The following is a 17,134-nucleotide window of genomic DNA, read 5'->3' as shown; positions in this document are numbered from 1 at the left end:
GTTTGAGTGCTTGTGGCCGAGGTGGTCATGGAGATCGTGTCTCTCGTGTCTGGTGGAGTGTGGGCCGGCTGACCGCGGGTCTGCGTGCGGCGGGATGCGGGCGATTCAGCGGTCGGCTGCGGCCAGCAGAGTTCGGAGGGGGCCGAGGTCGAAGGGCGCGGGTCCGCCGACGACGATGTGTTGGGCGCCGGCGTCGACGCACTGATCGACGTTCGGGATTTCGCTATCGCGGATGAAGACGGTGCGTTCGGTGTCGGCGGGGCTCCGGCCTACACGGTTGCACCACTCATCCAGGACCTTGTTCTTCGCCGTCCAGCTCTCGGGCGGTCCGAAGGTGCTCCACATATCGGCGTACTGGGCAACCAGCCGCAGCTCCGTGACGCTGGTGTGCTCCTGGAAGAAGTGGTAGCCCACTCGGAAGCGTCTCGCCATGGCCGTCGTCTTCTCTCTGGTGTGGCCGGGTGTTACTTGGTGCCGTCGAAGACGGTCTCGGCGGTCCACTCGTCGGCCGGCTGGGTGTGCAGTTCCCAGAAGGTGTCGGCGATCAGCTCGGGCGCCATGGCGGTTCCGGGCTCGATGCCGCCGGCGATGGTGACGGACGCGACGTGCACACCCTCGTCCTTCAGTTCCTTGTGGATGAGAACCGTCGCGACGCGCAGACCGCCCTTGCCGAGCGCGATCGTGGCGTAGGCGGGATACGGGTCGATGTAGGCGTACCCGCCGGAGGTGAGGAACGTTCCTGTGCCGGCGTGGCGCATCGCGGGGGTGAACACCTGAGCGGCGATGATCGCACCGAGAGCATCGATGTTGTAGTTGGTGATCAGGTAGTCGATGTCGCTGGTGAGGATGTTGTCGCTGGCGACGATCGCGGCGTTGTAGACCACCACGCTGGGAGTGATCTTTCCAGCGAGTTCCTGCAGGGAGGCCTGGAAGCCTTTGGGGTCGGCGGCGTCGGCGATCGCCGTGTCGACCCTGAGCCCTTCGGAACGAAGCTGTGTGGCAAACTCGGCCAGCTTCTGCTCGCTGCGGCCGGCGATGGTCAGGGCAAATCCTTCGTTCCCGAACTTACGTGCGAGGGAGAGACCCAGGCCGGGTCCCACACCCACAATGAGTGCCTGAGGGGTGGAGGGTGAATCGGTCATCGTTGTTGTTCCTTCTGTGTGAGGCCGCCCTGGCGGACGGGCACGGATTGGCGGGAATCAGGAATGGAGAGGTTGGGAAGAGGTGGGTGCAGGTGTTTGTCAGCGGCCTTCGTACTCGTCCTCCGTGATCTGCTCGCCCCACCAGGAGGCGTGGTCGGCCCCGTCGTCGGCTTCGAGGAGCACCAGGTGTTCCATGAACACGCCTGGCGCTGCGGCGTGCCAATGCTGTTCCCCGGGGGGCGTGTAGAGGGTTTGGCCGGGGTGGACTTCGATGATGTTTCCGTCCCGGTCGCCGAAGCGAGCAACGCCGTCAGTGACGTGCAGATACTGGCCCCGCGCATGGGAGTGCCACGCGGTCCGGGCACCTGGCTGGAAGCGGACTTTCGCCATGGTGGCTCGCTGCTCGGGCCCATGGGGAGCTGCGAGGACGTCAAGCCAGACGCCGCCGGGGAACTGCTCCTCCGGGTTCAGGACGGTCTCGCGCTGAGGTTCGATGATCATGATCGTCTTTCTGCTGGTGCCGTTAGTCGGTGGAGATCTCTTGGGCCAAAGTGAGGGCGGAGACCGCTCGCGGCCAGCCCGCGTAGAACGCGACGTGTGTGATGGCCTCGATGATCTCGTCCTTGTTCAGCCCGTTCGTGATTCCCATCGGGATATGTGCGCTCAACTGCTCGATGTTGCCGGCCGAGACGAGGCTGCTGATGGTGATCAAGCTGCGGTCGCGCTTGGAGAGCTCCGGCCGCGCCCACACCTGCCCGAAGAGCACGTCGTCCGTGAGGGACACGAAGGTGGGGGCAAAGTCGCCCATCATCTTCTGCATGGGCGTCTGGTCTGAATCGGGCATGGGCGTCCTTCTCTCATTATCCAACGTTGCCGTTGGTTATCAATGTAGTAGCGTTGGCGAAGAAATGCAACGCCAACGTTGGAAAAGGAGAGAACATGGCGTGGGACGTAGCAGGTACCAAACGCAAGATCCTCGACGCTGCTGCGCGAGAGTTCACCCAGCGAGGCCCGGACGGTACGACGATGGAGCGGATCGCGAAGCTCGCCGGCGTGAACAAGGAGCGGGTCTACAACTACTTCGGCGGCAAGCACGAGCTGTTCGAGATCGTGCTTCGCGAGAAGCTTGCGATCATCGCTGAGGCGATACCGGTCGACTCATTCACTCCGGAAGGGATCGGCGAATATGCGGGCAAGCTTTTCGACTACAACTACGAACACCCCGACCTCGTGAGGCTGGTGCTCTGGGAGGCGCTGTCGTTCCCTGCCGACGTCCCGGAGGAGCAGCAGCGCCGCGACTATTACGCCGGCAAAACGAACTCTTTCGGTGAGGCTCAGACGTCCGGGGATCTCTCCGCTGCACTTCCGCCGGAGCATCTGAATTTTCTCCTTTTGGCCCTCGCCGGCTACTGGTCAGTCCTTCCCCAGGTCGCGCGGATGATGACCAACGACCAAAGCGTCGCCGAAGTTGCACGCCGCCGAGCGAGCGTCGTGGAGGCAGCCCGCCGACTCGCGGCTACACCTTGATTCGGAGCTCTTGCCGAAGAGCGACATGAAACCGATGGGGCCTCCTCGTACTGCGTTACGCCGACTCGGGAGATCACACCACCGGCTCCCGTCTGTGGTGACGCGTACCACCAGGGCACCCCACAAATCGGCTACTGCGGCAGCGTCGAGGTCGCGTTCTCCGACTCGTTCGTTGCAACCCACGTCGCCAGCAAGGCGAGGCTCTGTTCCGAAGGTGACCCAGGTGCCGCCGTATAGGTGACGAGGTGGAGGCCAGGATCGATGCCCGCATCGAATGATTGGAAGACGAGGTCGAGGTCCCCCACGACGGAGTGCCGGATGAGCTTCGGACCGTTGGTGTGCACTCGGACGTCGTGAGCTGCCCACCTCTGCCGGAAATCGTCACTTCGCGCTCCGAGCTCCCCGATCAGATCGTGGAGGGCTTTGTCGTGAGGGCTCTTTCCGGCTTCGGTTCGGAGAAGGCCCACGTTCAGGTCGGCGGCGGCATCCCAGTCCACATAGAACTGCTCCGCGAGATCACGCTGCAGAAATGCGAATCGGGCCAGGTTCACGGGGCGCTCTCGGTGCGAGTATGCCTCGTTGTACAGCCCTCGCATCAGGGCGTTCTCGGCCACGATGTCGAGCCGGTTGTTTCGAATGAACGCGGCACCCCTCGTGACCGCTTCCAGTGTCCACGCCATCGACGCCGGAACGGTCTGAGCGGGCGCGCGTCGTGACCGGCGCACCGGTGACGCGTTCGCCGCACCGGACAGATCGAACAGGTGCGCCCGCTCGGCGTCGTCGAGGCGAAGCGCTTCAGCGAGCGCATCCAGCACAGCGTCGGACACACCAGCGAGGTTGCCGCGCTCGACCCGCGAGTAGTACTCGACGCTGACGCCGGCGAGAACAGCAACCTCGTTGCGGCGAAGCCCCGGAACGCGCCGGTTCGAATCGCCGTGCAGTCCGACGTCCTCGGGAGTCACATTGGCGCGACGGGACATCAGGAACGCGCGCACATCCTCGCGATTGGTCATGCCTCCACGGTAATTCCATCAGTCACGTCCGTGGGGTTCCCTGCGGGAACACCTCACATCGCAGACTCCCCCGGCGGCGGCTCCTGCGCTGTGATCGAAGAACGATCCCAGCTGCCTGTGGGCAGGCACGGGATGCCGTCCACATCTTTGAGAAGCGAGAAAACTATGAAGGCAATCGGTCTTACCCGGTTCGGCGACGCGGACGTGCTGCGTCCGGTCAAGCTCCCTGAGCCGCACGCGGGCGCTGGGCAGGTTCGTATCGAGGTTCGGGCGGCAGCGGTCAATCCGGTCGACGCGATCATCCGCTCGGGCGGGTTCGCCGGCAAAGACGGCACGGTCACCGAACCGGTCGTCCCCGGGATGGATGTCGCTGGAACCATCGATGAGATCGGCCCGGGCCAGCCCGCGGGGTTCGACCTGAGCATCGGCGACTCCGTGATCGGGTTCGTGGTTCCGGATGGCAGCCATGGGGGCTACAGCGAGTTGATCGTTCTTCCGTCCGAGTCCGTCACGGCCATGCCCGCGAATGTGGACTACGTGGAGGGCGCTTCCTTCCTCTCGAATGCGTTGACCGCGGAAATCACTCTGGAGGAACTCGACCTCCAGCCCGGCGACACGCTGGCCGTGACAGGCGCCACCGGCGCGGTCGGAGGCTACCTCGTCGAACGTGCCGCCCAACGAGGCCTGACGGTGATCGCCGACGCGCCCAGCAGCGACCAAGCCCTGGTGCGCAGTTTCGGCGCAGCCGTTGTGCTCGACCGCGAGGCCGATTTCGTCGCCGGCGTCCTCGAGGCCACACACGGACGAGGCGCGGATGCCCTCGCCGACGCCGCGATCCTCACCGACGCGGTCATCGGTGCTGTGCGGGACGGCGGCCAGGTCGCCTTCTACCTCCCGACCGACGTGGTCCCCGGCCGCGGCATCCGCGTGTTCGGCTCCTACGTGATGCGCTCCAACCTGCGCCACGATGCGATCGTCCGCCTAGCCAGGGCGGTCGAGCGAAACGAGCTCACCACCCGAGTGGCCGCCTCCTACCCCGCCGCCCATGCGGCCGCCACCCATCGACGACTCGAGCAAGGTGGCCTCCGCGGCCGCCAGATCCTCGAGTTCTGATCACCGACGAACCCTAGAAGAAAGCAGAAAGCGATGGACACCACCGCAACCCTCCCCAGCGTCGGACAGACCTGGCTGGCCGACCTCGGGCCCGACACGCCGCTCGGTCACTTCACCGTCGAGATCACCTTCAACACCGAGACCAGCGTCACCTTCACCGTCACCGGCGGCGCAATCGCCGGCCGCACTGAGACGATGGACTACACCACCACGAAGGTCCGCGACGGCCTGTACGTCGTGCGATGGACCGAACCGGATTCCGGCGACCACGTCACCCACATCGAGGACTACACCGAGGGCGCCTGCATGGCCAGCTCCGTCATCGGCGGCCACTTCGTACAGCTCACCGGCACCTGGACCCGCGTCCGCTAGCCCGAACACACGAGGGGGATGCCGAGGAGTTGCGGATCGGCACGACCCTCCACAACCGTCTGGTGTTCGTGCCGATCTGGGTGGCACGCGTTGGTTTATTCGGGCGGTTCGACAGGGCCGTGCAGTCATCGATGCCGGTGGAATCACCCGCGACATGACCTCTTACCTCGTCCTGGTAGCGCCTATGCCTGCTGTGCGGTGGTCGGCAACTGATCGTATTCCTCATTGGTGACGGGCTCGAGCCACTCGTTGCAGACGCCGTCACCGGGCGTGATGAAGGCAACGTGAGAGAACCACGCGTCGGCTTTCGCTCCATGCCAGTGCTTGGTGCCGGCCGGCACTCGGATCGCTGTACCTGGTTCAAGGCTGATGGGTTCTTCACCCTCGGCCTGGTACCAGCCGCTCCCCGCGGTGACGAGCAGGATCTGGTCGCCCGCTCCGTCTGCGCCGTGATGGATGTGCCAGTTGTTACGGCAGCCTGGTTCGAAGCTGACGTTGCTCACGGGCACGCTTCCGGCGGTGAGAGGCGCCAAATAGCTCTGGCCCGAGAAGTACTGGGCGTAGGCGTCGTTCTTCTCGCCGAGAGGAAACATCTGGTCGAATCTGCTGTTGCTGGTCATGTTTCACTTCACTTCCGGTTGGGGGATCGGGAGGACGATGCCGTGCCGTTCGCGCAGCTCACGCACGATGAGACTCTCGTTCAGTGCGAACTCGGCATCCAGCTCTCGCCAGATGCGACACAGTTGTAGAGCCTCGGCGAGGCGGTCCGGGTAATCGAGAGCGACCTCCCCGTTCAGCACACTGCGGAGGGTCGTGCGTGCCGCTGCCAGTTCCTGAGAGAGGCGGGTTCTGATCCAGGCTCCTTGTTCGGTGTCAGGGCCAGCATCGCGCAGTGAGACCGCGTGCGAACGCGCGATGGCGTCACCGACGACCAGGGCGGCACGCGCTGCCAGGGCCGCCTGCACGATGTTCCCATCGTGCAGAGCTGCCCCGGCGGCCTCGACGGTCATCACGCTCAGATCAGTCGGTCACGGAGTGACGAGCACCTTGAGGTTACGCCGCTCGTCCATCGCCTTGTAGCCGGCGGGAACGCCGTCGAGGTCGGTGGTGGTGTCGAAGACCTTCCCCGGCTCGATGCTGCCGTTCAGGATGTCGGGCATCAGTTCTTCGATGTAGGCGCGGGTGGGTGCGGGGCCGCCGGTGAGGGTGACGTTCTTGCCGAACAGGCTACCGAAACCGACAGGGGCAGCTTCGTACTGGGGCACGCCGACGCGGCTGATGGTGCCGCCGGGGCGCACGATTCCGTAGGCCTGCTCGTAGGCGGGCATGTGGCCCACGGCCTCGAGCACGACGCGCGTGCCCTGGCCGCCGGTGAGGTCGCGCACCTTCTGAATCCCTTCGTCGCCACGCTCGGAGACGACGTCGGTGGCACCGAATTCGCGACCGAGATCGGTGCGGGCCTGGTGGCGGCCCATCAGGATGATCTGCTCGGCGCCTAGTCGCTTCGCCGACAGCACTGCGAGGAGCCCGACGGCACCGTCGCCGATGACGGTGACGGTCGATCCGGGCTTCACCCCGCCTCGGACGGCGGCGTGGTAGCCGGTGCCAAGAACGTCGGACAAGGTCAGCAGCGAGGGGATGAGCGCGGAGTCGGCGTCGACGGGGAGTTTCACCAGAGTGCCGTCGGCAAAGGGCACTCGGACGGCTTCGGCCTGGCCGCCCTCGCGCGGCTGGGTGTCCCAGAACGAACCGTGAACGCACGAGGTCTGGAGGCCCTCCCGGCAGTACTCGCAGGTGCCGTCGGAGATCGCGAAGGGGGCGACGACGAGGTCGCCCTTTTTCAGGGTGGTGACGGCGGTGCCGGTGTCCTCGACGATGCCGATGAACTCGTGACCCATCCGGGCAGAGCCGTTCTCGGCGGTCATCGAGTGGTAGGGGTGTAGGTCGCTGCCGCAGATGCAGGCGGCGGTGACCCGCACGAGGGCATCGGTGGGTTCTTCGATGCGGGAGTCGGGGACGGTCTCGACGCGGACGTCACCGGCTTCATACATGAGTGTTGCGCGCATGATGGTTCTTTTCTCTGGAGGGGGGCAGTGAGGAATCGGTGAAGGCGGAGCGCCGCCCGTGCAGGGTGAGGCCGAGTGCAGCGAGACCTAGGACGGCCATGGTGGCGGGGAGGATGAGGGCGTCGAAGTCTGTGAGGAGGAGGCCGCCGAGAATGCCGGCGCCGAAGATGGCGAGGTTGAACGCCACCGGCAGGAACGAGTTGGCAATGTCGGCGTTGTCACCACCCGCGTGGGTGAGGGCGTTCTGCAGCTGAGGGGCGGTGCCACCGAAGCTGACACCCCACAGCACGGCCGCAATGAGGATCGCCGGCACCGATCCGTGGCCGACGAGCAGCACGGTCCCTGCTGCGGTGAAGGTCGCTGCAGAGAGATGCAGTAGCGCCCTGGGGTGCCGGTCGAGGAAGGCCCCGACCAGAGCGACGCCGCCGAGCGACGCGATGCCGTACACGAGCAGCATCAGATCGGGGGTGATGCCGGTGCCGGTGACACGAAGATAGGGGGCGACGTAGGTGTACAGGGTGCTGTGGGCGAGCATCCACACCACGATCACGACAAGCACGATCGGTACCCCGCGAAGACCGAGCACCCGGCGCAGCGGCAGGCGGCCACTGGCGGGCAGCCCGGGCGCGTCAGGCACGACGACCAGGATGAGTGCGCCCACGACGAGGCCGAGCAGGCTCAGACCTATGAACGACCAGCGCCAATCGGTGGCACCGCCGATGAACGCTCCGAGCGGCGTGCCGAATGCGAATCCGAGCGGAGCTCCGGTCGACATGATCGACAGCGCGAGTCCCGAGCGGGCCGGGGGGCTGATGCGGATGGCATAGTTCGCGAGCATGCCCCAGATCACCCCGGAGAACGATCCGGCCACGAAGCGGGAGATGAGCGAGACGGTGACGTCGGGCGACACGGCCGTGACAGCATTCGCCAGAATCAGGCCCGCCACACCGACCAGCAGCAAAGGCCTGCGACGGAAGCCCCTGGTGAGCGAGATGGCCGGGACAGTGACGATGACCGTGCCGAGGGCGTACGCGCTGACGAACAGCCCGACGGTGCTTTCACTCGTTCCCATGCCCGAGGCGATGTCGGGCAGCAGACCGGCCGGCATGGTCTCCATCGCGATCAAGATGAACCCGATCAGGGCAAGCGTGATCAGCGCGACGACCGGCAGCCTGCGCTCAGTGGTGGCCGGCATCACGGGGACACTGGCGGTGGCCGTGCTCATTCGTGCTCTGCCTCGGACGCGCCAAGCACGTCTTTCAGGATGGTGGTGGCGCTCATCGCCTTCGGCCAGCCGGCGTAGAAAGCGAGATGGGTGACGGTCTCGACGAGTTCGTCGGCAGTGACGCCGTTCTCGAGCGCACGGCCGACGTGGAAGCGGAGCTGCTCGGTGTCACCGCCGCGCACGAGGGCAGCGACGGTGATGAGGCTGCGGTCCCGGGCGCCGAGACCGGGCCCGTTCCAGACGTCGTCGAAGAGCACGTCGTCGGTGAGGGCGGCGAGCTTCGGGGCGATGTCGCCGATGCTGCGGCGACCACCGCCGACCTGGCGGGGCTGATCGTTCATGGAGTGCTCCTTGAAAGAGTGTGAGGTTCGGCTGTCAGGCGGTCGGCTCATTTCGAGTCGAGCGTGCCGGTGAATGCCGGGGCGTCGCGCACCGCAGCTACGTCGTCGAATGTTCCGAGCGGGATGATGCCTTCGTAGTAGCCGACGGAGTCGTAATACAGAACGAGCGCCTGGTCCGGAGCGTAGTAACCGACCGTGCCCGGTTCGGCACTGCCACCGGAGGGCATTCCGTCGAGGTCGAGCGGGGCGGGGATCGTGGCGATCTTCTCCTGCCCGCCGAAATCGGTGAACGAGAGCTCGAGCGGTAGCTGGGCCACAAGGGAGGCGGTAGCGGCGCTCTCGACAAGCGTGCCGGTCACGGTGCTGCCGTTCACCGTGACCGTGATGCGAGTGTCCGACGACACGGGAACCTCCGGGACATCAGGTACAGGGGTGGCAGGCGGTGCGGTGGGGGGCATGACGGTCGGCACCGCCGAGGCAGGGCGAGTCGCCGCCTCATCGCCAGGGACGGTGGCGGCGTCGGCCGCACATCCCGAGAGCCCAAGCGCAACAGCGGCGGCCACTGCGAACATTCGGCCGGATGCCTTCAAAGGAAGTGTGGTCACAGAGGAAGTCAAGCCGTACTGATCAGTCGGAGGGAGGGTGCTGTCTAAACGGGTTTCAGTAGACCCTCCCTCCTGACTGGTCGGGGATCTACCGTGGTGCCATGGACAATCGCAGCGAGGTACGCGAGTTCCTGGTGTCACGCCGGGCTCGGATCAGCCCCGAACGAGCCGGGGTGGAGCCGACGGGCGGACGACGTCGGGTGCCAGGACTTCGACGCGACGAGGTGGCCCGACTCGCCGGCCTCAGCGTCGACTACTACACGCGAGTCGAACGCGGGAACCTCACCGGGGTTTCGGACAGTGTGCTCGACGCCGTGTCGAGGGCGCTCGCCCTCGACCGTGCCGAACGCGATCACCTGCACGACCTCGCCCGAACAGCCAACATCGGGGCGAGGCCTCGGGCGCCCAAACCGCCCGCTCCGTCGTTGCGGCCCGCGACCCAGCATCTGCTCGATTCGATCACCGGGGCAGCGGCATTCGTGGGCAACAACCGGATGGACCTCGTGGCCGCCAACGATCTCGGGTTCGCGCTCTACTCCGAGATGTACCGAGGCCCGGCACGACCGGCGAACCATTCTCGGTTCATCTTCCTCGATCCTCGCGCACACGACTTCTACCCCGACTGGAACCGCGCGGCGAACGTGAACGTGCAGATCCTTCGCCGAGACGCCGGCCGCAGCCCCTTCGACAAAGAGCTCAGCAATCTCATCGGGGAGCTCTCGGTGCGAAGCGAAGAGTTCCGAACACTGTGGGGCGCCCACGACGTTCGCCGCCACTACTCAGGGGCCAAACAGTTCCAGCACCCGGCGGTCGGTCTGCTCGAGCTGACCTACCACGTCATGGACCTGGAAGATGACCCAGGCCACACCCTCACCGTCTACACGCCGGCCCCTGGCAGCCCGTCGGAGGAAGGTATGCGGCTTCTTGCTAGCTGGGCGGCAACAGAGCGCATCGCCGATACCGCCCGCGACCTATCGACACGCCCTCGAGTCACAACCGACTGAAAGCCGACGCTGTCGCCAACCGACAGGAGGGCGCTCGGTCGACGACTCTCCTCCCCCGCCGAGATCTGCGCCGACATCCGCGAGCAGGTGCGGTGCTGCTGCGCTAGGCCCCTGGCGCCGGAGCAGGTCTGATGGCGTTGGCATTCCGGTCCGCGGTGATCTGGTCGTCCGTTCCCGTGTCGAGCACCGTGTTCCCCGTGGATTCCGAATCGACGACGACAGCCGTGACGGCGAGCGCTTCGGCCGACGCGGTCGTGAGCAGGGCGCCCACCTGGGCTTCGAAGGCGGAGCCGCCGGACGCGGCGTGCACGCCCCTGGCGACCACGTGGTTGCTCGCGACGTAGTTGCCGCTTCCGGACGCCAGCCGCACCATGACCGGCGTCACCCCGGCCGGTCGGATGCTGTGGGTGTCGACGACCTCCGAGATGTGATTGCCGATGACGGAGTTGAAGCTCCCTTCCACGCGGATGACGCCGTACAGGTCGTCCGCCCCGTTGCCGACACCGAGGAACGGCGTCCACGGCTCCTCATCGCGGAGGAGGTGGTTGGCGCCGATGAGGTTCTCGGAGCTGTCGCCGGCCAGGACCACCATGCCCGGGTAGAACGAGTGCAGCCGGTTGCTGCTCACGCTGGAGCGCGAGACCCCCTCGAGGTGCACGCTGCTCGCACCGCGCGGGAAGACGTTGTTCGCGGTGACGAGCAGACCGCCGTGGTTCTCGGCGTAGATCGAGTAGCCGTCCGGGCCTGCACCGATGAGGTTGTCGGTGATCTTCGAGGCCTGACCCCAGCCCCGCAGCTCGATGCAGCTGCCGGATTCCGCGATGAAGTTGTCGTGGATCGAGAGCGCGTCGGCCTGACAGACCGTCAGCGCGTGCTCGAGGTAGACGAAGCCCATGCCGTTGATGCGGAACGAGTCGTTGGCGCTCGCGACGTAGATCCCGGTCTTGCCGTTGACGTACGTGTTCTCCGGATGCTTCCGGGATCCGTCGGGGCGGAAATGCAGCCCGTCGATGCAGAAGTTCGAGAACTCGACCGAGCTGATGCGGGGGCTGCCCGCCCGCTCGACGTAGAAGGCGGCACCCTCGACCTCGGTGGAGCCCTCCGTCAACGGCATGTCCACGAGGATGCGGCTGCCCCCCGGCCAGAGCTCGTGCAGGTCCGGCCACTCCTCCTCGGGCACGTTGAACCGGATGCTCGACGAGGTGAAGCCGTGCCCCGAGCCCTCGATCCGGAGGAAGCTGATGTCGATGACGACCTGGGTGCGGAGGCGGTAGTCGCCGGGAGGCACGTAGATGACGGCGCCGGGCTTGCCGCCGTCGCGGTCGTCCGCGCCGACCTGCCTGCTCGTGATGTCGGCGATGATGCTGTTGATGACCTCGCCGATGTCCTCGACCGGGTCGCCGACGGGCCAGGTGGTCACGTCGTAGCGGTTGCCGTTCGTCATGGTGTCTCACCTTCGGAGGGGAACGAGGAGGAGGGGACGGCGACCTCGCCGAGGCGCGGCAGGTCGGCGCCGGGGCGGCTCACTGTCACGGCGGCGCAGGCGGCGGCGAAGCGACAGGCCTCGGCCGCTTCGGCGAGCTGCACCGTTCCCCCGAGCACGGCAGCGGTCCCGATGGTCGTGGCGAGGGAGAAGAGCAGTCCGGCCATGTACGAGTCGCCCGCACCGATGGTGTCGGCGACCTCGACGGGCTGGGCCGGGACGAGGAGGGTCTCCGGACCCAGCCGGAGAAGACTGCCCTCGGCGCCCCGCGTCACGACGACGACGGACGCCCCGAGCCTCGCGTAGTGCGCCGCGACCCCGAGCGGATCGAGCTCGGGGTGCAGCCAGTCCGCGTCTTCATCGCTCAGCTTCACGACACCGCTCATGCGTGCGAGGCGCTCGACGAGGGGGAGCACGGTGTCACGCGCTCCCAGGACGGATGGCCGGATGTTGGGGTCGAACGATCGGAGGACATCGGCGCGCGCACGCTCGAAACCGGCGGCGACGGCGGCGCCGCCCGGTGCGAGGATCGCCCCGATCGACCCGGTGTGCACCACGTCATACCCGCTCGTCGGCAGATCGTCGAGGTTCCATGCGATGTCGAAGTCGTACTCCGCCGAACCATCGGCCCGGATCGTCGCGGTCGCCGAGGAGGTGCGGATCAACGGGTCGACGGATCCGGGAGCCAGTCGCACTCCCGACTCCGCGAGGTGCCGCGCGAGGAGCCGACCGTGCTCGTCGGCACCGAGACGGGTTGCGAGGGCCACCGGAGCTCCCAGTCGCGCGAGCCCGACGGCCACGTTCATGGGGCTCCCTCCCGGGTGCGTGGTGCGCCCGGCTGCGGTCGACACGACGTCGACCAGTGCCTCACCGACCACGAGGAACTCAGTCACTCGAACTCGCTCCATCCTCGGCTGGCGCGGCGACCGACTGGCGGCGCACGAGCGGGCACGAGAGCACCGCGGGCTCGTAGGAGGCGACCGCCTCGGTTGCAGCGTCATCCTGCATCAAGGCCGCGAGCGCGTCGAGCGCCCACTCCCCCATCTCGAAGTGGGGCAGCGCCACGGTCGTGAGGGCCGGGTAGAGCCCTTCGGCGATGAGCTCCTGGTTGTCGAACCCGACGATCGAGAGGTCGGAGGGGATGCGGATCCCCAGTTCGGCGGCAGCGCGGTAGGCGCCCATCGCCATGCGGTCGTTGTAGCAGAACAGCCCGCTGGGGCGGTCGGCCCGGTCGAGCACGGCCAGGGAGGCCTTGTAGCCGCCCGGGGTCTCGGACTGCTCGGCGACGACGAGCGACTCGTCGAACTCGAGTCCGGCATCCCCGAGGGCCCGGCGGTAGCCGGCCAGTCGCCCTCGCGTGGCGGGCACGTCGTCGATGTTGGTGACGAACCCGATGCGCCGATGACCGTGCTGGATCAGCTCGCCGACCGCCGCGTAGGCCCCGCCCTCCTCGTCCGGCACGACCGAGGGCACGCTGCCGTCGTCGGAGGTCGAGTCGATCAGCACGGTCGGAACCGACTGCAGCGATCGCGGCAGAGCGATCTCGCGGTGGTACATGGTGGCGTAGAGCACACCGTCGACCTGCTGACGCAGCAGGGCGTCGGTGTCACGCTGGATGTCGAGCTGGTTGCGGCTGGTGTTGATGAGCACGAGGGTCAGTCCTCGTTCCCGCGCGGCCTGCTGCGCACCGAGGATGATCCGGCCGGCGTGCGGCGTGGTGGCGATCTCCTCGCTCAGCAGTCCGATCATCTCGGACTGCTGCCGGCGCAGGCTCCTGGCTATCCGGTTGGCGCCGTAGCCGAGGCGCTCCGCCGTGGCGCGGACCCGCTCGCGCGTCTCGTCACTCGCCCGAGCGGACTCGACGTCGTTGAGGATGTGGGATACGGTCGTGACCGACACACCCGCCTCGCGTGCGACATCCCGGATGCCTACTGTCTTCCTGGCCATCGTCTTCCCCTGCGCTCCGCTGCCGTCTCAACCCTTGACCGCACCGGCGGTCAGCCCGGCGACGATGTGGCGCTGAAGAACGAGCGCCAACAGGATCACCGGAACCGAGTAGAGCACAGCCAGGGCGGTCATGGCTCCCCAATCGAGACCGAACTGGGTCTGGAAGTTCGCGATGACGATCGGAGTGGTCTGCGATCGGGTGGCCGTGAGCAGCAGCGCGAAGAGGAACTCGTTCCACGAGGCGAGGAACGCGAAGATGGCCGTGACCGCCACTCCTCCGGCCGTGACCGGAAGCACGACCCGCCAGAGCGCGCCCAACCGACTTGCGCCATCGATCTTCGCGGCCTCCTCGAGCTCTTCGGGGACCGCCTCGAAGAAGCTCGACATGAGCCAGATCGACAAAGGCAGCGAGATGGTGGCGTGGGCGATCGCCAAGGCGAACGAGGTGTCCGAGATGCCCAGGTTCCGGAAGATCGCGATCATCGGCACTCCGATCACGATCGGAGGGACCATCCGCATCACGAGCGCACCCACGATGAAGAACCGGCCGAACCGAGTGCGGAACCGGGTGACCGCGTAGGCGGCCGGCACGGCCAGCACCAGGGAGATGAGGGTGCTGAGCACGGCGGTGACGACGCTGTTGACGAACGAGGCCACCACGCCGTCGCGCCCGATGGCCGAGGCGTAGTTCTCGATCGTCCAGGTCGAGGGCAGCACCGTCGGCGGCACCGCGATCGTCTCCAGCGGGGTCTTGAACGACGTGAGCAGCATGTAGAGGAAGGGGAAGCCGTACAGCACGACGAGGAGCACGAGGGCGATCCAGAGGATGACCCTCGAGCTGATGCGGGTGGTCTCGAGGCCGTTCATCGTTGGTTCTCACTTCCGGGACGCCAGATGAAGAGGATGGCCGCGACCGACACCGCGAGCATGGCCACCAGGTAGATGGTCCCCATCGCGCTCGCGAGCCCCGGGTCGCCGAACCTCACCATGGTGCGGTAGACCAGCAGCGACATCGTCTCCGTGCTCTGCTGCGGGCCACCGTTGGTCTGGATGAGGATGACGTCGAAGGCACGCGCTGCGTCGATGCCGCGGAGGATCAAGGCGACGGCGATCACGGGCCGGAGCAACGGGATGATGATCCGGAACAGGATCGTCGGGTAGCGGGCGCCGTCGAGGCGGGCGGCCTCGATGACGTCACCGGGGATGTTCTGCAGCCCGGCGAAGAGCACGAGCGAGATGAACGACGTGGTGAGCCAGATGTCGGGGATGGCCACCGAGAAGAGGGCGATGTTCGGGTCGCTCAGCCACTGGATCTGTCCCGGATCCTGGAGGATGTGCGCATCCGTCAGCAGCTGGTTGACGATGCCGAAGTTGTCGATGAGCAGGAACCGCCACAGGAGCCCCGCCACGATCGGGGCGATCATCAGGGGGTAGAGGAAGATCGTGCGGAAGATCCTCGAGGAGTTGCCGAGGGCGGTGAAGATGAGCGCCACGGCGAGACCGAGCACGAACTCGAAGACCACCACGATCACCGTGTAGACCACGGTGCGCCAGGCGGCGTTGCCGAAGTCGCCCGAGGTGAACGCCTCGACGTAGTTGTCGAGACCCACGAAGGTGCGCGGACCGCCGGCGAACTTGCTGATCTCGAAGAACGAGTCCGAGATGAACTGCACGAGAGGCCACGCCACGAACACGGCGAGGAAGACGGTGGCCGGCAGCATCAGGAGGAAGGCGAACCGGCGATCTGTGAGACGCACGAGGAGACTTTCGGTCGGGAGGTGGGCGGGGCCGTGGAGATCGGCGGGGTCGGGAGATCGGTGAGCTCGGCTGATCGGTGGGCTCGGCTGCGGCGCTCCGGTCAGGCCGGTGGCGCCGCAGCCGCGGGGTCAGCCGATGATGGATTCGACCTGCGCCTTGGCCTCGTCGAGGAGCTTCTGGTTGTCGGCTCCCGGCACCACGGCCTTCTGGATCATCGGGATCAGCGCCGAGTCGACGATCTCCTGCCACTGCGGGTTGGCAGGCCGAGGGATGGTCGACGCCGCGTTCAGGGTGTCGATGAGCGGCCCGTAGTTCTCGTAGCCGGGCTCGTCCTGATACTGCTCGAGCACGGAGATGCGCGACGCCAGCCCGAGGTCGGTGTCGACGGAGAGCTCGTTGTGGTCGTAGGCGTACTGCACGAACTCCAGCGCCTTCTCCTGCTTGCTCGTGCCGGAGGGCACGGAGAGGTACCAGGCGCCCGGAACACCCGCGACTCCGCCGGGGCCTCCGATCATGGTGGTGACACCGACGTTGCCGGCGACCGCGGAGTCGGCGGGGATCTGCTTGTAGGCGTGGGCCCAGAACCGCATCATCGCCAGCTGGCCCTGGTTGAAGAGGTTCTGCGATCCGGCCCAGTCGAGCTGCGCGGCACCTGAAGGGGCGTAGGGCAGGAGGCTGGTGTAGAAGTCGAGCGCTTCGAGGCTCTCGGCGTCGCCGAGCGAGACGGCACCGTCGTCGCCGACCACCATCTCGGTCTCCCCGGTCTGCGAGAGGGTGGCGAGCCACTCGGTCTCCACGGCGCCCTTGACATCGGTGCCGAAGACGTCGACCTGGCCGTCGCCGTCGGTGTCCTGCGTGAAGAACGCGGCGATGTCCGCGTACTGCTCCCACGTCGTCGGCGGCACGAGGTCGTAGCCGTACTCGGCCTTGAAGGCGGCCTGCTGGGCCGGATCCTCGAAGAGGTCGGTGCGGTAGTACAGGATCTCGGAGTTCGTCCACGCGGGCATCCCCACGAACGATCCGTCGACCTGCGCCTCGGTCACGAGGGCCGGGAAGAGGTCGGACTGCACGTCGTCGGTCATCATGTCGTCGAGGGGCGTGAGGGCTTCGGCGAAGGTGGGCAGCCAGATGGAGTCGAGCGCGGCGACGTCGAACGAGAGCGCACCCGAGCTGAACTCGCTGTTGAGGCGGTTGTAGAGACCGTCGTAGGGCAGTTCGACGAAGGTGACCGAGGTTCCGGTGTCCTTCTCGAACTGATCGGCGATGGGCTGCAGCTCGCCGTGGCCGCCGGCCTCGACGAGCACGGTGATCGAGTCGTCACCGGAGGCGGTCGTCCCGCCTCCTGCGCCGCACCCGGTGAGGGTCACGGCCACGAGAGCGGCGAGCGCTCCGGTTGCTCCGGCGAGGACTCGTCGAGGGATCTGCCGGTGTTTGCGAAGCATCATTACTCCGACTCCAATTCTGTGCGGCGTGGTGTGGTTGCGAGGATACGCGCCGAGGGACGGCGCCCGCCGCCGAGGCGACTGACCATGACAATA

21 protein-coding genes are annotated in these 17,134 nt (G+C 66.7%); 4 read left to right on the top strand and 17 right to left on the bottom strand.

The features are described 5' to 3' along the window. Positions 1–105: 105 nt before the first annotated feature. The 4 genes from N1028_RS12270 to N1028_RS12255 form a co-directional block, all read right to left on the bottom strand. Complete coding sequence (locus N1028_RS12270) at positions 106–432, bottom strand: hypothetical protein (RefSeq protein ID WP_259529325.1); 327 nt, start codon at positions 430–432, stop codon at positions 106–108. Between the two features lie 32 nt (positions 433–464). Next, positions 465–1,142 (bottom strand): SDR family NAD(P)-dependent oxidoreductase, encoded by a 678-nt coding sequence (locus N1028_RS12265; protein WP_259529323.1) that lies wholly within the window; start codon positions 1,140–1,142, stop codon positions 465–467. A gap of 99 nt (positions 1,143–1,241) precedes the next feature. Next, a complete protein-coding gene (locus N1028_RS12260; protein ID WP_259529319.1) occupies positions 1,242–1,643 on the bottom strand; it encodes a cupin domain-containing protein in 402 nt (133 codons plus the stop codon). A 22-nt stretch (positions 1,644–1,665) separates the two neighbouring features. Continuing rightward, positions 1,666–1,986: a carboxymuconolactone decarboxylase family protein gene (locus N1028_RS12255; protein ID WP_259529317.1), complete on the bottom strand. Its 321-nt coding sequence runs from the start codon at positions 1,984–1,986 to the stop codon at positions 1,666–1,668. Between the two features lie 95 nt (positions 1,987–2,081). On the opposite strand from N1028_RS12255, the gene N1028_RS12250 reads away from it, so the two are divergent. Further along, on the top strand, positions 2,082–2,669 hold the full coding sequence (locus N1028_RS12250) for a TetR/AcrR family transcriptional regulator (protein ID WP_259529316.1): 588 nt from the start codon (positions 2,082–2,084) through the stop codon (positions 2,667–2,669). 131 nt (positions 2,670–2,800) lie between these two features. On the opposite strand, the gene N1028_RS12245 is transcribed toward N1028_RS12250, so the two are convergent. After that, complete coding sequence (locus N1028_RS12245; protein ID WP_259529313.1) at positions 2,801–3,682, bottom strand: helix-turn-helix transcriptional regulator; 882 nt, start codon at positions 3,680–3,682, stop codon at positions 2,801–2,803. Positions 3,683–3,847: 165 nt separating this feature from the next. Between N1028_RS12245 and N1028_RS12240 the strand changes: the two genes are divergently transcribed. Next, on the top strand, positions 3,848–4,795 hold the full coding sequence (locus tag N1028_RS12240) for a quinone oxidoreductase family protein (protein WP_259529312.1): 948 nt from the start codon (positions 3,848–3,850) through the stop codon (positions 4,793–4,795). A 33-nt stretch (positions 4,796–4,828) separates the two neighbouring features. Further along, positions 4,829–5,167, top strand: coding sequence for a MoaF-related domain-containing protein (locus N1028_RS12235; protein WP_259529311.1), 339 nt, complete (start codon positions 4,829–4,831; stop codon positions 5,165–5,167). Positions 5,168–5,349: 182 nt separating this feature from the next. Here the strand turns inward: N1028_RS12235 and N1028_RS12230 are convergent, their stop codons facing one another. From N1028_RS12230 to N1028_RS12205, 6 genes are read right to left on the bottom strand one after another with little or no spacing between them, the layout of a single operon-like run. After that, the gene (locus tag N1028_RS12230; RefSeq protein WP_259529310.1) at positions 5,350–5,787 is read right to left on the bottom strand and encodes a cupin domain-containing protein; all 438 of its coding nucleotides are present in this window, start codon (positions 5,785–5,787) and stop codon (positions 5,350–5,352) included. Positions 5,788–5,790: 3 nt separating this feature from the next. Next, entirely contained in the window at positions 5,791–6,180 is a 390-nt protein-coding gene (locus N1028_RS12225; protein WP_259529309.1) for a hypothetical protein, read from the bottom strand. A gap of 15 nt (positions 6,181–6,195) precedes the next feature. After that, positions 6,196–7,233 (bottom strand): zinc-dependent alcohol dehydrogenase family protein, encoded by a 1,038-nt coding sequence (locus N1028_RS12220; RefSeq protein WP_259529308.1) that lies wholly within the window; start codon positions 7,231–7,233, stop codon positions 6,196–6,198. After that, positions 7,211–8,458 carry an MFS transporter gene (locus N1028_RS12215; RefSeq protein WP_259529307.1) on the bottom strand — a complete coding sequence of 416 codons (1,248 nt, stop codon included), beginning with the start codon at positions 8,456–8,458 and terminating at the stop codon, positions 7,211–7,213. The genes N1028_RS12220 and N1028_RS12215 overlap by 23 nt, the downstream gene beginning before the upstream one ends. Beyond that, entirely contained in the window at positions 8,455–8,799 is a 345-nt protein-coding gene (locus tag N1028_RS12210) for a carboxymuconolactone decarboxylase family protein (protein WP_259529305.1), read from the bottom strand. Before N1028_RS12210 ends, N1028_RS12215 begins: the two co-directional genes overlap by 4 nt. Before the next feature lie 47 nt (positions 8,800–8,846). Next, the gene (locus tag N1028_RS12205; RefSeq protein ID WP_259529303.1) at positions 8,847–9,203 is read right to left on the bottom strand and encodes a cyclophilin-like fold protein; all 357 of its coding nucleotides are present in this window, start codon (positions 9,201–9,203) and stop codon (positions 8,847–8,849) included. A 302-nt stretch (positions 9,204–9,505) separates the two neighbouring features. Here N1028_RS12205 and N1028_RS12200 point away from each other — a divergent pair, with 302 nt between their 5' ends. Then, positions 9,506–10,408: a helix-turn-helix transcriptional regulator gene (locus tag N1028_RS12200; protein WP_259529302.1), complete on the top strand. Its 903-nt coding sequence runs from the start codon at positions 9,506–9,508 to the stop codon at positions 10,406–10,408. A gap of 103 nt (positions 10,409–10,511) precedes the next feature. Here N1028_RS12200 and N1028_RS12195 read toward each other — a convergent pair whose 3' ends face one another. The 6 genes from N1028_RS12195 to N1028_RS12170 form a co-directional block, all read right to left on the bottom strand. Further along, a complete protein-coding gene (locus N1028_RS12195) occupies positions 10,512–11,852 on the bottom strand; it encodes a NosD domain-containing protein (RefSeq protein ID WP_259529300.1) in 1,341 nt (446 codons plus the stop codon). Then, on the bottom strand, positions 11,849–12,784 hold the full coding sequence (locus N1028_RS12190) for a carbohydrate kinase family protein (protein WP_259529298.1): 936 nt from the start codon (positions 12,782–12,784) through the stop codon (positions 11,849–11,851). Before N1028_RS12190 ends, N1028_RS12195 begins: the two co-directional genes overlap by 4 nt. Then, on the bottom strand, positions 12,777–13,838 hold the full coding sequence (locus N1028_RS12185; protein ID WP_259529297.1) for a LacI family DNA-binding transcriptional regulator: 1,062 nt from the start codon (positions 13,836–13,838) through the stop codon (positions 12,777–12,779). Before N1028_RS12185 ends, N1028_RS12190 begins: the two co-directional genes overlap by 8 nt. 27 nt (positions 13,839–13,865) lie before the next feature. Next, positions 13,866–14,705, bottom strand: a complete 840-nt coding sequence (locus N1028_RS12180; RefSeq protein WP_259529295.1) for a carbohydrate ABC transporter permease — start codon at positions 14,703–14,705, stop codon at positions 13,866–13,868. Next, on the bottom strand, positions 14,702–15,595 hold the full coding sequence (locus tag N1028_RS12175) for a carbohydrate ABC transporter permease (protein WP_259529291.1): 894 nt from the start codon (positions 15,593–15,595) through the stop codon (positions 14,702–14,704). The genes N1028_RS12180 and N1028_RS12175 overlap by 4 nt, the downstream gene beginning before the upstream one ends. Positions 15,596–15,724: 129 nt before the next feature. Beyond that, positions 15,725–17,041, bottom strand: coding sequence for an extracellular solute-binding protein (locus N1028_RS12170; protein ID WP_259529289.1), 1,317 nt, complete (start codon positions 17,039–17,041; stop codon positions 15,725–15,727). Between the last annotated feature and the right edge of the window lie 93 nt (positions 17,042–17,134).

Source organism: Herbiconiux oxytropis, from assembly GCF_024979315.1.
Lineage (GTDB): Bacteria > Actinomycetota > Actinomycetes > Actinomycetales > Microbacteriaceae > Herbiconiux > Herbiconiux oxytropis.
Note: the sequence above shows the minus strand (reverse complement) of the source record. Positions and strands in the feature narration are given on the sequence as shown.